Genomic DNA, 13360 nt, shown 5'->3' with positions numbered 1-13360 from the left:
GCGCCACTCCCCGAGACAACGCGGGCTTCCCGACCACTTTTTCCACGTGCCTTGCTCCAGGTCAAATCCCCGGGAGTGCATTGGTGTTTCTTTCGAACGAAGGAAATCCGCATTCCGCAAGGAGGAAATTCCATGCATGGCGTTTCGGCATCGATCCGCAGCTTCGCGCCGGTCGCGCATTCGCGATTCGGGATCCGGATGATCGTCATGGGCCTGTCGGCTGCGCTAGGCGCGTCGATCGGCTTCGCCGCGGAACGCACGGGCGCGGAGGTGGTGAAATCGCAGTGCGCCCGCTGCCACGACGCCGGCACTGCCGGGGCGCCCAAGCCGGGCGACAAGGCCGCCTGGGCCCCGAGGTTCAGCCGGGGCGTGGATGCCCTGGTCTACTCCGCGATCCGGGGCCACGGCGGAATGCCGCCGCGCGGCGGCAAGGCGGACCTCACGGACGCCGAATTGCGCAATGCGGTGCTCTACCTGTTCAATCCGGCCGGCCCGCCGAAGGAGCCGCCGAAAGGCGCGCAAGGCCTCGTCCCCACCGGCGCAGGCCCGCAACGCGTCTCGGCGGGCGGATTGGACATCTATCTCGGGCGCGTGAGCGCTGAGCAGATGCGCGCGTTCCCTGCCGGCTCGCCGGAGGCAAAGGCGCACGGCGGCATCCCGAGCGGCAGCGGCTACCACCATGTGAACGTGACCGTGTTCGACTCCGCGAGCCAGGCGCAGCTGACGGGCGCCAGCGTGGAGCTCGATGTCGAGCAGGTCGGCATGGGCCGCGAAACGAAGACGCTGGAACCGGCCACCGTTACCGGCGGCGTGAGCTACGGCACCTATGTGCGGCTGGCTCCCAAGGTTGCCTATGTCTTCGTGGTGCGCGTACGCAAAGCCGGGGCAACGCAGGCCGTCGAGGCGACGTTCCAGGAAAGGCCCAACTGACGCGCAACTCCGCGACCGGCCGCCGGACACCCTAGTCGCGTTCCGCGATCAGGCGCTCCAGGTACCTGGACGTCATGTCGACCTCGAGGTTCACGGCGCTGCCCGCCACCAGCCGGCGCAGCGTGGTGACCGACCGCGTGTGGGGGATGATGTTCACCTCGAACGTTTCGGCGGTGACCGCATTCACGGTGAGGCTCACGCCGTCCACGGCGATCGAGCCCTTGCGCGCGACATAGCGTGCCAACTCCCCGGGCATCCGGATCTCCAGGCGCCAGCTTGCGCCGAGATCGGAGAACGCGATGACGGTCCCCACGCCGTCGACGTGGCCGCTCACGAGATGGCCCCCAAGGCGATCGGCCAGCGTGAGCGATTTTTCGAGGTTCACCTCGCGGCCGTCCGCGAGGCCCGTCGTCACCGCCAGGGTGGCCGCCGAGGTGTCGACCTCGAAGCCCGTCGAGTCCTTTGCCACGACGGTGTGGCAGACCCCCTGCAGCGCGATCGAGTCGCCGAGCGCCACGTCATCCAGGCCGAAAGCGGGCGCCTCGATGCGCAGCCGCAACCCGTCACCGGATTGGCTCGCGGCAGTGATGCGGCCGATGGCAGTCACGATGCCGGTGAACATGATTTACTCAGCTCCGTCGTCAGACACGATCATGCCTCCAGGCGGGCGGTGATGCGGATGTCCGCTCCCACGGCACGCACGTCGATGATGCGCGGGCGCATCGCCTCGCCGAGCGCCGCGAACGCGGGAAAGGCGAACAGCCCCTGCGCCGTGTCGCCGAGCAGCAAGGGAGCGAGGTAGAGGACGATTTCGTCGATGACGCCCGCGCGCAGGAGCGCGCCGTTCAGCTTGGCGCCGGTCTCGACGGTGACTTCGTTGTAGCCCCGGCTCGCCAGGAGGCGGGCGACGGCGGCAAGGTCCGTCTTGGCTCCCTCGGCCGGCACGACCACGACTTCGGCGCCACGTGCCTCCAGGGCCTCGCGCCGCTGCGCATCCTTGCTCACCGTCACCACGAGGATCGGGTCACCCGACAGTATCCGGGCGGTGGGCGGCAACTCGAGCCGGCTGTCCACGACGACTCGCCGGGGCTGCCTGGAGCACGGGACATGCCGCACGGTCAGTTCCGGATCGTCGCGAATCACGGTGCCGATGCCGGTGAGCATTGCACAGGAACGCGCGCGCCAAGCGTGAACGTCGCGGCGCGCGGCTTCTCCCGTGATCCATCGGCTCTCTCCGCTGGCGAGCGCGATCCTGCCGTCGAGCGAGGCGGCCGACTTGATGCGCATCCACGGCCTGCCGCGCGACATGCGGGACAGGAATCCCAGGTGGACTTCCCGGGCGCGGGCTTCGAGCAGCCCCGTTTCGACGAGGATGCCGGCGGCGCGAAGCCTTGCGAAGCCCTGCCCTTGCACGAGCGGATTGGGATCCTCGAGCGCAGTCACGACGCGTGACACCTTCGCCGCCACCAGCGCCTCGGCGCACGGCGGCGTCCGGCCCTGGTGACTGCACGGCTCGAGGGTCACGTACACCGTGGCCCCTTGCGCGCTGCCGGCGCACTCGGCAAGCGCTATCGCCTCGGCGTGCGGCTCCCCGGCGCGCGCGTGCCAGCCCTCGCCGATCACGCGCCCCGCCCTGGCAATCACGCAACCGACATTCGGGTTGGGCGTGGCGGTGTCGCGCCCGCGTTCGGCGAGCGCCAGCGCGCGCGCCATCAAGGCATGATCCTCGGCGGAGAAGCTCACCCTACTTGTCCCGCACCTCGCGGATCGCATCGCGGAAATCATCGACGTCCGAGAAGCTCCGGTAGACGGAGGCGAAGCGGATGTAGGCCACCTTGTCGAGTTTCCTCAGTTCCTCCATCACCATCTCGCCCAGGCGGCGCGAATCGACTTCGCGCTCGCCGAGAGCCAGGAGCTTCTGCTCGATGCGCGTGATCGCGGCATCGACGAGTTCCGTGGTGACCGGCCGCTTGTGCAATGCGCGCTGGAAGCCGGTGCGCAGCTTCGCGGACGAGAAATCCTCGCGCTGGCCGTTGCCCTTCACGATCTGCGGCATGCGCAGTTCCGCCGTCTCGTAGGTCGTGAAGCGCTTGGCGCACACCTGGCACCGGCGCCGGCGGCGGATGGAGTCGCCCTCCTCGCTCACGCGCGAGTCGATCACCTGGGTGTCCTCGGCGCCGCAGAAGGGGCATTTCATCGCAGGGCTCCGGGATTTGCCTCAGGCAAGTCCATAGGTGGCGCGCATGGCCGGCCCGTAAACCGGGAATTTCGCGCACAACGCGTTCACTTGCCGTCCGAGCGCCGCGAGCCGCGCCTCGTCCGCATGGGATTCCAGCGCATCCGCGATGAGGTTGGCCACCTGCCCCGCCTCCGCCTCGCCGAAGCCTCGCGTGGTCATCGCGGGCGAGCCCAACCGGATGCCGCTCGTGACGAACGGCTTTTCCGGATCGTTCGGAATGGCATTCTTGTTGACGGTGATATGGGCCTTGCCAAGCGCCGCCTCGGCGTCCTTGCCGGTGACCCTGATCGCCCGCAGGTCCACCAGGAACAGGTGGCTTTCGGTCCGCCCCGACACGATGCGAAGGCCGCGCTCCGCGAGCGTGGCGGCCATGCGCTTCGCGTTGGCGAGAACCTGCGCCTGGTATTGCCTGAACCCCGGCTCGAGCGCTTCCTTGAACGCGACGGCCTTTGCCGCGATCACGTGCATCAGCGGTCCGCCCTGGATGGAAGGAAAGATCGCGGAATTGAGCGCCTTCTCGTGCTCCGCGGCGGCGAGGATGATCCCGCCGCGCGGACCGCGCAGCGTCTTGTGCGTCGTGCTCGTCACAAAGTCGGCGATGCCGACGGGGTTGGGATAGAGGCCCGCCGCCACGAGGCCGGCGTAATGCGCCATGTCGACCATCAGCATCGCGCCCACTTCGTCCGCGATGTCGCGGAAGCGCTGCCAGTCCGCGCGCAGCGCGTAGGCCGAGGCGCCCGCCACGATCATGCGCGGGTTGAATTCGCGCGCCAGGTCGCGCACCTGGTCGTAGTCGATCTCCTCCGCCTCGCTCAGGCCGTAGGCGATGGAATGGTAGAGCTTGCCGGAAAGGTTGACCGACGCGCCGTGGGTAAGGTGGCCGCCGTGGGCCAGGGACATGCCGAGGATCGTGTCGCCCGGCTTGAGCATCGCCATGTACACGGCCTGGTTCGCCTGCGAACCCGAATGGGGCTGCACGTTCGCGTATTCCGCGCCGAAGAGCGTCTTCACGCGCTCGATGGCAAGGCGCTCGGCCACGTCGACGAATTCGCAGCCGCCGTAGTAGCGCTTGCCCGGATATCCCTCGGCGTACTTGTTGGTGAGGACCGTGCCCTGCGCGGCCAGCACGGCGGGGCTCGCGTAGTTCTCGGAGGCGATAAGTTCGATGCCGTCTTCCTGGCGGCGGCACTCGTCGCGGATGGCCTGCCAGATTTCGGGATCAAACGAGGCGATGGTGTGGGTATCGGGGAACATGGGCGGGGCCGGGATTCCCCGGGGCCTGAAGGAAGTGATTGAATGCGCGAGGGATTCTACCACGCGGCCGCGTGTCCCCCATGGCATCGGCCAACGTGTCCTCGCACGGCGCCGCGAGAGACGGCAGCGCCGGCTGACGTAGCCATTCGGGCCCGGCAGGAAATTCCCGACCTGCTTGCGCATTCGTTGCCCCTCCCCTGCCTTCGCCTATAATCTGCCGCACCTCCGCAAGTCCGCACCCCCGGACGACAGCGGGACGCCGCTCGAGGCACACGACGGCAGGCAGGTGAGCGCTCCGGTCGTCCGGCAAACCAGGGAGACAGGATGAAGACGCTGCTCCGGATCTCGAAGCTCATCGACGGCCTGAACGAGCGCGTCGGCCGCTGCGTCTACTGGCTCATCCTGCTTGCGGTGCTGGTCAGCGCAGGAAACGCGCTCATTCGCAAGATATTCAACATGAGCTCGAATGCGTACCTCGAATTGCAGTGGTACCTGTTTTCAGCCGTGTTTCTCTTCAGCGCCGGCTACACGCTCCTGCGCAACGAGCACGTGCGCATCGACGTCATCGCGGGCCGGTTCTCGGGTCGCGCGCAGGCCTGGATCGATGTCTTCGGCACGGTCTTCTTCCTGCTGCCGATGACCTCGATCTTCATCTACCTGTCGTGGCCCGCCTTCGTGCGGACCTGGGTGGAAAACGAGGTTTCCCCCAGCGCGGGCGGCCTCGTGCTGTGGCCGGCGAGGCTCCTCGTTCCCATCGGCTTCACGTTGCTGGCACTCCAGGGCGTGTCGGAGCTGATCAAGCGAATCGGCTTCCTTCGCGGTGCGGCCCCCGACCCGCGGGAGCAGAAGCACGGCCATTCGGCGGAGTTGGAACTCGCCGACGAGATCCGCAAGCTCGCTGACGGAAAGGCCTGATGGAATTGCTCGTCCACAACCTGGCGCCGATCATGTTCGCGGCGCTCGTGGTCTTCCTGCTGCTGGGCTATCCGGTCGCGTTCGCGCTCGCGGCCAACGGCATCTTCTTCGGGCTGGTCGGGATCGAACTCGGCCTCCTGCAACCGGCGCTGTTCCAGGCTCTTCCCGAACGCGTCTGGGGCGTGATGTCGAACGACACGCTGCTCGCGGTGCCATTCTTCACGTTCATGGGGTTGATACTCGAGCGCAGCGGAATGGCCGAAGACCTCCTGGACACGATCGGCCAGGTGTTCGGGCCGCTTCGCGGCGGCCTCGCCTTCGCCGTGATCTTCGTCGGCGCCCTCCTTGCCGCAACCACCGGCGTGGTGGCAGCCTCGGTCATTTCAATGGGGCTCATCTCGCTGCCGATCATGCTTCGCTACGGCTACGACCGCCGGTTCGCCTGCGGCGTGATCGCCGCTTCGGGCACCCTCGCGCAGATCATCCCGCCTTCGCTCGTGCTCATCATCATGGCGGACCAGCTGGGAAAGTCCGTGGGAGACATGTACGCCGGGGCGTTCATCCCCGGCTTCATCCTCACTGCCCTGTATGCGTCGTTCGCGATCGGCGTCGCGGTGTTCAAGCCGGCCTGGGCGCCGGCGCTTCCTCCCGGGGCAAGGCGGCTGACGGAGCCGGACGGTTCGAGCGGAACGCCATCGCTCGCCATCCTGGTCGCCATTTCGGCGGTCGTTGCCGTTGCCTTCGACCACTTGTATTACACGAAGGCCTATCCCGAGGCCATGCTCGACGAGCGTCTCGTGCTCGCCGCGGGCGCCGGTGCGGCATTCGCCTTCGCCGCGGCCCTGGCGAGCCGCGCCCTGGGTCTCGGGTTCCTGTCGAAGCTCGCCCAGCAGGTCGTCTTCGTCCTGATCCCTCCCCTCGGGCTCATCTTTCTCGTGCTGGGCACCATTTTCCTCGGCTGGGCGACGCCGACGGAAGGAGGCGCGATGGGCGCCGCCGGGGCGCTCGCGATGGCCCTGGGCCGCCGCCGCCTTTCGCTCAAGCTCATGCGCCAGGCGATGGATGCCACCGCCAAGCTGTCCACCTTCGTGCTTTTCATCCTGATCGGCGCTCGCGTCTTCAGCCTCACGTTCTACGGCATCAACGGTCACCAGTGGGTCGAGGAACTGCTGGTGGGCCTGCCCGGCGGACAGCTCGGCTTCCTCATCGTGGTCAATATCCTCGTCTTCGTCCTGGCGTTCTTCCTCGACTTCTTCGAGCTTTCGTTCATCGTCGTACCGCTGGTCGGGCCTGTCGCGGACAAGCTCGGCATCGACCTCATCTGGTTCGGGGTCCTGCTGGGGGTGAACATGCAGACGTCGTTCATGCACCCGCCCTTCGGCTTCGCCCTCTTCTACCTGAGAAGCGTCGCGCCCGCCAAGGAGTACGTCGACAGGCTCACCGGCAGGCTCACCGCGCCCGTGAAGACCGCGCACATCTACTGGGGCGCGGTGCCGTTCGTGATGATCCAGATCGTGATGATCGCTCTCGTGATCATCTTCCCGAAGATGGTGCTGGTCTACAAGAACGACGCGCCCGTGGTCGATCCCGCGATGCTCGAGCAGCAGCTCGACGCACCCGGCGCGGACCAGGGCGACAAGCCCGACGACATCCTCAAGGATCTGCAGCAGTCCAACGACAAGGCGGGCGCCGTCCCGCTCCCGGCCGAGGATCCCGCCAGGTCCATCGAGCAGGCGATCAAGGACGGCACGCCCCCGGCGCCCGGCAGGAAGGAAAGGACCGCCGAGGAACGGGCCGCCGAGGAAATCGAGAAGGCGCTGCGCGGCGGCAGGTAGCACCCCGGTCGCGCAAGCAAAATGGCCCGCCGGATGGCGGGCCATCTGCCTTTCGGGAGCCGCGCTACTTGATCGATCCGATGCCGTGCATGAAGTCGTCGTAGCCCTTTTCCGCGACGCGAAACCAGAGGAGCTGGTCCTCGCGGAACTTGACCATGTGGTCGTAGATCTTCTTGAAGGCCGGGCTCTTCTCGCGTGTCTCCTTGTAGACCGCGAGTGCCGCCTTGTAGGAAGCCACCATCACCGCGCGCGAAAAACCGCGCAGCTGCGTGCCGCTGCCCACGAGGCGTCTGAGGGCTGCCGGGTTCTGGGCATCGTACTTCGCGAGCATCCACGAATTGGCCTCCCAGCAGGCGGCCTCGACGATGTTCTGGTACTCCTTGGGGAGCTTTCCCCATTCCTTGATGTTGAAGAAGGCATCGAGTTCGGGCCCGCCTTCCCACCAGCCGGGATAGTAGTAGTACTTGGCGACCTTGTTGAAGCCGAGCTTCTCGTCGTCGTAGGGACCGACCCATTCAGCCGCGTCGATCGTGCCCTTTTCAAGCGCGGGATAGATGTCGCCGCCGGGGATGAGTTGCGGCACGCCGCCCAGCTTCTCGATCACCTTCCCGGCAAAGCCCCCGATGCGGAACTTGAGGCCCTTGAAGTCGGCGACCGTCTTGATCTCCTTGCGGAACCAGCCCCCCATCTGCGCGCCGGTATTGCCGCAAGGGATGTTGTGGATGTTGTAGCCCTTGTAGAACTCGCGAAAAAGCTCGAGTCCGCCGCCGAACATCATCCACGCGTTCATCTGGCGCGCGTTGAGGCCGAAGGGGATGCAAGTGCCCAGGGCGAAGGCGGGGTCCTTGCCCCAGAAGTAGTACGGCGCGGTGTGGCCGGCCTGCACGGTTCCGTTCTGGACGGCATCGACGACCTGGAAGGCGGGAACGATCTCGCCTGCGGCGAAGATCTGGATCTGGAACTTGCCGCCCGTGCATGCCGCAACCCGCTTCGCCATTTTCTCGGCGGCGCCGTAGATCGTGTCAAGGCTCTTCGGGAAGCTCGACGTCATGCGCCACTTGACCTCGGGCAGCCCGGCGATCTGCGCCCGGGAAAGGGACGGCACCATCGCTGCACCCGCCGCGAGTCCCACGCCCGCGGACTTCAGAAATCCTCTGCGCTGCATGCACGTCTCCTCGTTGAAGGTGGATGGGGCCACGGGCATCTTCCCTGCGCCCGGACGCGCCCGAGGCTACCAGAAGCGGCCCACGGGTGAATCAAGCGCCATTCACTCAGTTCCCGGCGACCGTCATGCGTTCGACCAGGATCGAGCCCGTGGACCGCGACCCGCGCACGAGAACGTCGCGCCCGATTGCCGCGATTCCCCGGTACATGTCGCTCAGGTTGCCCGCGATCGTGACTTCCTCCACCGGGTAGCGCAACTCGCCGCCCTCGACCCAGAAGCCCACGGCGCCGCGCGAATAGTCCCCGGTCACCGGATTGATGCCCTGCCCCATCAGCTCCGTCACCACGAGGCCGCGGCCCATGGCGCGCACCAGGCCCGCGAAATCCTCCATGCCCGGCTGGAGGATCAGGTTGTGGCTGCCACCTGCATTGCCGGTCGTCGCGAGGCCGAGCTTGCGGGCCGAGTAGGTTGACAGGAAGTAGCCCGTAAGCACGCCCGCGTCCACGACGCGGCGCGGCCGCGTCGCAACCCCTTCGCCGTCGAACCAACCGCTCGCCATCGCGCCCGGCAGGTGGGGTTCCTCGTCGAGATTCACGATCGGCGAGAAAATGGCCTTGCCGGCCGCATCGATCAGGAAAGACGAGCGGCGATACAGGCTCGAGCCGCTCGCGGCGCTCACCAGATGGCCCAGGAGCGAGCTGGCGACGTTGGCCTCGAAGAGCACGGGCACTTCAGCCGTCGCGACGCGGCGTGCACCGAGGCGACGCACGGCGCGCTCGCCGGCTCTGCGGCCCACCGCCGCCGCCGTTTCGAGTCGCGCGGGGTTGCGTTCGGAGGCATACCAGTAATCGCGCTGCATCGCCTCGCCTTCCGCGGCAAGAACACCGCAACCGATGCTCGCGCGCGAGGAGGGGTAGCCGCCGACGAAGCCGAGCGAGTTCGCGAAGACGAAGTCGGCATCCCATGACGAGACGGTGGCGCCCTCCGAGTTCGTGATCCGGGCATCCACCGCGCGCGCTGCGTCCTCCGTCTCGCGGGCGAGAACGATCGCGGCCTCCACGGACAGGTTCCACGGGTGGAAGAGATCGAGTCCCGACGCCTCACCCCGGAAAAGGCGATCGGCATCGGGAAGCCCGGCGGCCTCGTCGGGGGCGGTGTGGCGTGCGATGGCGCACGCGGCATCGACCGTGCGCGCGATCGAGTCGTCCGACAGGTCCGAGGTGCTCGCGTTGCCCCGGCGCTGGCCGAAATACACCGTGACCGCGAGCCCCTTGTCGCGGTTGTACTCGACGGTCTCAACCTCTCCCAGCCGAACGGTCACCGACTGGCCGATGGAAGCGGAGGATTCCGCTTCCGCGTTGGTGGCGCCGCGGGAACGGGCCAGTTCCAGGGCGCGAAGCGCGGTGGAGTGCAGCGCGGCGCGGTCGAGGGGCAGCGCCGGGGCGACGGGCGTGTCGGGCATGGGTGTAGGGGGCTTTCCTGCGGACGGCTCGCACGCGAACCCGCCAAAACCTCTAAACTTCGGCGGGCCGGAGACGGGCATTGACCGGCGATCGAAGACCAGATGAGCGACGCGAATCTTATCAGCAAAAGCCGCCGCAAACGGCAGATGCACGAGCTGCAGGACATCGGCGTGACCCTCACGCGGATGCCCGCGGACCAGCTCGCGCGCATCGACCTCCCCGATGACCTGCTCCAGGCCGTCCTGGCGTGCCGCACGATGACCAGGCACGAAGCGATCCGCCGCCAGCTCCAGTACATCGGCAAGCTCATGCGCCGCCTCGATGCAGCGCCCATCAGCGCGCAGCTCGCCGCGCTGCACGCGCCGTCGCACAGGCAGACGGCGCTTTTTCACCGGGCGGAACGCTGGCGAAGCGACATCATTGCCGACGCCGGCGCCGTCGATCGCTTCGTCCTCGAGTATCCCGAGGCGGATCCGCGCCGGCTGCTCGACCTGGCCTCGGCGGCCAGCGAAGAACGCAGCGCGGAGCGCCCCCCCAAGCGCTTTCGCGAGCTCTTCCAGGTCATCAACGCGATCATCCAGGATCACGAGAGGCCCATGCCATGAGCACGCGCGACCCCGTCACCATCGGCCTGGTCGCCACCAGCGACCGCGCTTCCCAGGGCGTCTATCGCGACGAAGGCATCCCGGCCCTCGAGGGCTGGCTCGCGGGTGCGCTGCTGAACCCGATCCGGTTCGAGCGCCGCCTGATTCCCGACGATCGTTCGACGATCGAGGCGACACTGGTCGAACTGGTGGACGGAGCCGGCTGCCACTTCGTGGTGACCACAGGCGGCACCGGGCCCGCGCCGCGCGACGTGACGCCAGAGGCCACGCTCGCCGTGGCGGACAGGCAGTTGCCGGGCTTCGGCGAGCAGATGCGGCGGATCAGCCTGGCATTCGTTCCCACCGCGATCCTCTCGCGCCAGGTCGCCGTGATCCGCGGTCGCGCCCTCATCCTGAACCTGCCCGGGCAGCCGAAGTCGATCCGCGAGACCCTCGAGGGAACCCGGGACGCCGACGGCCGGCCGCTCGTGGCGGGTATCTTCGCGGCGGTGCCCTACTGCATCGACCTCATCGGCGGGCCCTACCTCGAAACCCGCGAGGAAGTGGTGAAGGCCTTCCGCCCGAAGTCCGCGATCCGTCCCCCGAGACCCTGACCCCTTCCCGAGAACCCATCATGGAACTGCTTTCCCATATCGAACTCGTCACGGGCGCCGAACCCCAGGGCACCGTCATCTGGATGCACGGCCTGGGCGCCGACGGCTGGGACTTCGTTCCCATCGTGCGCGAACTCGACCTGCCGGAGAACCTGTCACTGCGCTTCATCTTCCCCAATGCACCGGTGCGTCCGGTCACCATCAACAACGGCTATGCCATGCGCGCGTGGTACGACATCGCGATGGCCGATATCGGGCGGCTTCCGGACGAGACGGGCATCCGCCAGTCGCAGGCGCAGGTCGAGGCGTTCCTGGCGCGGGAGAAGTCGCGCGGCATCGCCGCGAGCCGCATCGTGCTGGCGGGATTCTCGCAGGGCGGCGCCATCGCGCTGCACACGGCCCTCAGGCACACCGAGCCCCTGGCAGGAATCCTCGCCCTTTCGACCTACCTTCCTCTCGGCGAAACGCTGGACCGCGAATTGGCGGATGCCAACGATCACGTCGCGATCTTCATGGCGCACGGCACGCAGGACCCGGTCGTTCCATTCGCGCTGGCGGAATCCTCGCGCGCGGCGCTCGTCTCGCGCGGGCTCTCGCCCGAGTGGCATGCCTATCCGATGCCGCATTCCGTATGCGCCGAAGAGGTGGCGGCGATCTCGCGGTGGCTGGTGGCGCGCTACGCCAGCCCGATCCTCACCGCGTGAGGGTGGCGAGGGCGACGCGCCAGGGGTCCGGCAGCGCCGTGGGACGGCGCGTTTCGCGATCCACGTACACGTGCACGAAATGGCCCTGGGCCGCCGCCTTGTCCTTCCCTTCGCCGAAAAGGGCGATCTCGTAGCGCACGCTCGACTTTCCCAGGTGCCCCACGCGCATCGCCGCCGTGACCGTCTCGGGATAGGTGAGCGACTCGAAATAATGGCACCCGGTTTCCACGACCAGGCCGATCACGGCGCCCTTCTCCACGTCCAGCAGCGCCTGCCGGATGAGCCAGTCGTTCACCACCGTGTCGAAGTACGAGTAGTGGATGACATTGTTCACGTGCCCGTAGGCGTCGTTGTCCATCCAGCGGGTGGTGATTGCGCAGGCATGGGGGTAGTCGGTACGGGCATGGGGAACGGGTCGGTCCATCATTCTTCTCCGGTTTCGGGAGTTTTCGCTGTCGGCACGAAGAACTTCACCGTGCGCGCGTAAGCGCCGGGCACGGGACACATGGCGCCGCCGAGGAAAGCCTCCACCTCGTCGCGGCGTTTCATCGTGTCGTGATAGCCCAGTGCGATGAGCTCGTGGCAGTATCCCTGCTCGAAGAGGAGGTAGCTCGCGAGGTTGGCGCCGCCGCGGCGCATCGCCCCCACGGTGCGCAGCAGGAAGCGGATGGGCCCGGGAAGGCTGCCCACGTGGCGGATCGCGATCGCATCGAGCGGCTCGGAGGGAGTCATCACCAGCACGTCCACGTGGTGCAGGGTGAGGCCGAGCTGCCGCAGCCTTTCCTGCGGAACCGCGCTGATCGTGCGATTGATGCGCTCCAGGCGCTCGATGTCCACCGCGAGGCTGTCCAGGAAGATCGAGTTCATCACGTGGCCGGCTACCTGCGCGAGAGTCGGGTAGGTATCGCCCCGGGTGCGCTCGGGATCGTCGTTGCGGATTCGAGCCGTGCCCACCACCACCACGCGGTCGGCGCCCAGGTGTAGCGCCGGGCTCACCGGGGCGATCTGGCGCATCGAGCCGTCGCCGAAGTACTCGCGATTGAGCTTGTGCGCCGGGAACAGGAACGGGATCGCACTCGAGGCCATCAGGTGGTCGACCTGGACCTTCGTGCGGATGCCCACGCGCTGGGAGCGCTTCCATGCCGGCAGGTGCGGCGCGGCCTCGAAGAAGCTCACGCTCTGGCCCGAGGTGTAGCCCGAGCAGGTGATGGCCAGCGCGTCAAGCGCTCCCTTGGCGATGTTGTCCGCAATGCGGCCGAATTCGAGCCTCCTTGCGAGCAGCGCACCGAGCGGACGGTTGTCCAGGAGGGAGATGCGCTGGTCGCGCACGAACGCGCCGAAGAAGAGGCCCGCAAGCCATCGCGAGCTGTTGGCGGTGACACCCGCAATGTCCGCGCGATAGACGTGGCGCGGCTCGAAGTTGCGCCAGACGTCCAGCAGGTTGTCCACGGCCTTGCCGAAGTCGTCTGCTCCGCAGGCCAGCGCGCCCGCATTGACCGCGCCGGCCGACGTTCCCGCAATGATCGGAAAGGGATTCGCTGAGGGATCGGGGAGCATCTCCTTGATCGCCTGCAGGACGCCCACCTGGTAAGCGGCTCGAGCACCGCCTCCCGAGAGCACCAGTCCGGTCTTCTCCGCCGCGACTTGCATTCGCGCT

14 protein-coding genes are annotated in these 13360 nt (G+C 67.4%); 6 read left to right on the top strand and 8 right to left on the bottom strand.

Going from position 1 to position 13360, the window contains the following annotated elements; genetic code table 11:
* The first annotated feature begins 132 nt into the window (after positions 1-132).
* Positions 133-930 (top strand): cytochrome c5 family protein, encoded by a 798-nt coding sequence (locus tag IPP91_00810; protein MBL0140631.1) that lies wholly within the window; start codon positions 133-135, stop codon positions 928-930.
* 31 nt (positions 931-961) lie between these two features.
* Here the strand turns inward: IPP91_00810 and IPP91_00805 are convergent, their stop codons facing one another.
* From IPP91_00805 to IPP91_00790, 4 genes are read right to left on the bottom strand one after another with little or no spacing between them, the layout of a single operon-like run.
* On the bottom strand, positions 962-1552 hold the full coding sequence (locus IPP91_00805) for a riboflavin synthase (GenBank protein MBL0140630.1): 591 nt from the start codon (positions 1550-1552) through the stop codon (positions 962-964).
* 29 nt (positions 1553-1581) lie between these two features.
* On the bottom strand, positions 1582-2673 hold the full coding sequence (gene ribD, locus IPP91_00800; GenBank protein ID MBL0140629.1) for a bifunctional diaminohydroxyphosphoribosylaminopyrimidine deaminase/5-amino-6-(5-phosphoribosylamino)uracil reductase RibD: 1092 nt from the start codon (positions 2671-2673) through the stop codon (positions 1582-1584).
* Between the two features lies 1 nt (position 2674).
* Positions 2675-3127, bottom strand: a complete 453-nt coding sequence (gene nrdR, locus IPP91_00795) for a transcriptional repressor NrdR (GenBank protein ID MBL0140628.1) — start codon at positions 3125-3127, stop codon at positions 2675-2677.
* 21 nt (positions 3128-3148) lie between these two features.
* Complete coding sequence (locus IPP91_00790) at positions 3149-4423, bottom strand: serine hydroxymethyltransferase (GenBank protein MBL0140627.1); 1275 nt, start codon at positions 4421-4423, stop codon at positions 3149-3151.
* 324 nt (positions 4424-4747) lie between these two features.
* On the opposite strand from IPP91_00790, the gene IPP91_00785 reads away from it, so the two are divergent.
* Entirely contained in the window at positions 4748-5338 is a 591-nt protein-coding gene (locus IPP91_00785) for a TRAP transporter small permease subunit (protein ID MBL0140626.1), read from the top strand.
* Complete coding sequence (locus IPP91_00780; GenBank protein ID MBL0140625.1) at positions 5338-7173, top strand: TRAP transporter large permease subunit; 1836 nt, start codon at positions 5338-5340, stop codon at positions 7171-7173. Before IPP91_00785 ends, IPP91_00780 begins: the two co-directional genes overlap by 1 nt.
* Before the next feature lie 64 nt (positions 7174-7237).
* On the opposite strand, the gene IPP91_00775 is transcribed toward IPP91_00780, so the two are convergent.
* Entirely contained in the window at positions 7238-8338 is a 1101-nt protein-coding gene (locus IPP91_00775) for a TRAP transporter substrate-binding protein (protein MBL0140624.1), read from the bottom strand.
* Between the two features lie 106 nt (positions 8339-8444).
* Positions 8445-9800 carry a metalloprotease PmbA gene (pmbA, locus tag IPP91_00770; protein MBL0140623.1) on the bottom strand — a complete coding sequence of 452 codons (1356 nt, stop codon included), beginning with the start codon at positions 9798-9800 and terminating at the stop codon, positions 8445-8447.
* Between the two features lie 102 nt (positions 9801-9902).
* On the opposite strand from pmbA, the gene IPP91_00765 reads away from it, so the two are divergent.
* The 3 genes from IPP91_00765 to IPP91_00755 are packed head-to-tail and all read left to right on the top strand — an operon-like array spanning position 9903 to position 11703.
* Positions 9903-10406, top strand: a complete 504-nt coding sequence (locus tag IPP91_00765; protein MBL0140622.1) for a DUF615 domain-containing protein — start codon at positions 9903-9905, stop codon at positions 10404-10406.
* Positions 10403-10999: a molybdopterin adenylyltransferase gene (gene mog / locus IPP91_00760; protein ID MBL0140621.1), complete on the top strand. Its 597-nt coding sequence runs from the start codon at positions 10403-10405 to the stop codon at positions 10997-10999. Before IPP91_00765 ends, mog begins: the two co-directional genes overlap by 4 nt.
* Positions 11000-11019: 20 nt before the next feature.
* The gene (locus IPP91_00755) at positions 11020-11703 is read left to right on the top strand and encodes an alpha/beta hydrolase (protein MBL0140620.1); all 684 of its coding nucleotides are present in this window, start codon (positions 11020-11022) and stop codon (positions 11701-11703) included.
* Here IPP91_00755 and IPP91_00750 read toward each other — a convergent pair.
* Together IPP91_00750 and IPP91_00745 are read right to left on the bottom strand one after the other, a co-directional pair.
* Positions 11693-12127 carry an acyl-CoA thioesterase gene (locus IPP91_00750; GenBank protein MBL0140619.1) on the bottom strand — a complete coding sequence of 145 codons (435 nt, stop codon included), beginning with the start codon at positions 12125-12127 and terminating at the stop codon, positions 11693-11695. The two genes, IPP91_00755 and IPP91_00750, sit on opposite strands and share 11 nt — an antisense overlap.
* Positions 12127-13353: a patatin-like phospholipase family protein gene (locus IPP91_00745; protein ID MBL0140618.1), complete on the bottom strand. Its 1227-nt coding sequence runs from the start codon at positions 13351-13353 to the stop codon at positions 12127-12129. Before IPP91_00745 ends, IPP91_00750 begins: the two co-directional genes overlap by 1 nt.
* Positions 13354-13360 lie beyond the last annotated feature (7 nt).

The sequence above is a fragment of the Betaproteobacteria bacterium genome (genome assembly GCA_016720855.1).
Classification (GTDB): Bacteria; Pseudomonadota; Gammaproteobacteria; order Burkholderiales; family Usitatibacteraceae; genus FEB-7.
Note: the sequence above shows the minus strand (reverse complement) of the source record. Positions and strands in the feature narration are given on the sequence as shown.

Coding starts and splice junctions, on each gene's coding strand:
- IPP91_00775 (MBL0140624.1), bottom strand. CDS start 8,338: ATGCAGCGCAGAGGATTTCTGAAGTCCGCGGGCGTGGGACTCGCGGCG.
- IPP91_00790 (MBL0140627.1), bottom strand. CDS start 4,423: ATGTTCCCCGATACCCACACCATCGCCTCGTTTGATCCCGAAATCTGG.
- IPP91_00755 (MBL0140620.1), top strand. CDS start 11,020: ATGGAACTGCTTTCCCATATCGAACTCGTCACGGGCGCCGAACCCCAG.
- IPP91_00785 (MBL0140626.1), top strand. CDS start 4,748: ATGAAGACGCTGCTCCGGATCTCGAAGCTCATCGACGGCCTGAACGAG.
- IPP91_00780 (MBL0140625.1), top strand. CDS start 5,338: ATGGAATTGCTCGTCCACAACCTGGCGCCGATCATGTTCGCGGCGCTC.
- IPP91_00765 (MBL0140622.1), top strand. CDS start 9,903: ATGAGCGACGCGAATCTTATCAGCAAAAGCCGCCGCAAACGGCAGATG.
- IPP91_00745 (MBL0140618.1), bottom strand. CDS start 13,353: ATGCAAGTCGCGGCGGAGAAGACCGGACTGGTGCTCTCGGGAGGCGGT.
- pmbA (MBL0140623.1), bottom strand. CDS start 9,800: ATGCCCGACACGCCCGTCGCCCCGGCGCTGCCCCTCGACCGCGCCGCG.
- IPP91_00810 (MBL0140631.1), top strand. CDS start 133: ATGCATGGCGTTTCGGCATCGATCCGCAGCTTCGCGCCGGTCGCGCAT.
- mog (MBL0140621.1), top strand. CDS start 10,403: ATGAGCACGCGCGACCCCGTCACCATCGGCCTGGTCGCCACCAGCGAC.
- IPP91_00805 (MBL0140630.1), bottom strand. CDS start 1,552: ATGTTCACCGGCATCGTGACTGCCATCGGCCGCATCACTGCCGCGAGC.
- nrdR (MBL0140628.1), bottom strand. CDS start 3,127: ATGAAATGCCCCTTCTGCGGCGCCGAGGACACCCAGGTGATCGACTCG.
- IPP91_00750 (MBL0140619.1), bottom strand. CDS start 12,127: ATGGACCGACCCGTTCCCCATGCCCGTACCGACTACCCCCATGCCTGC.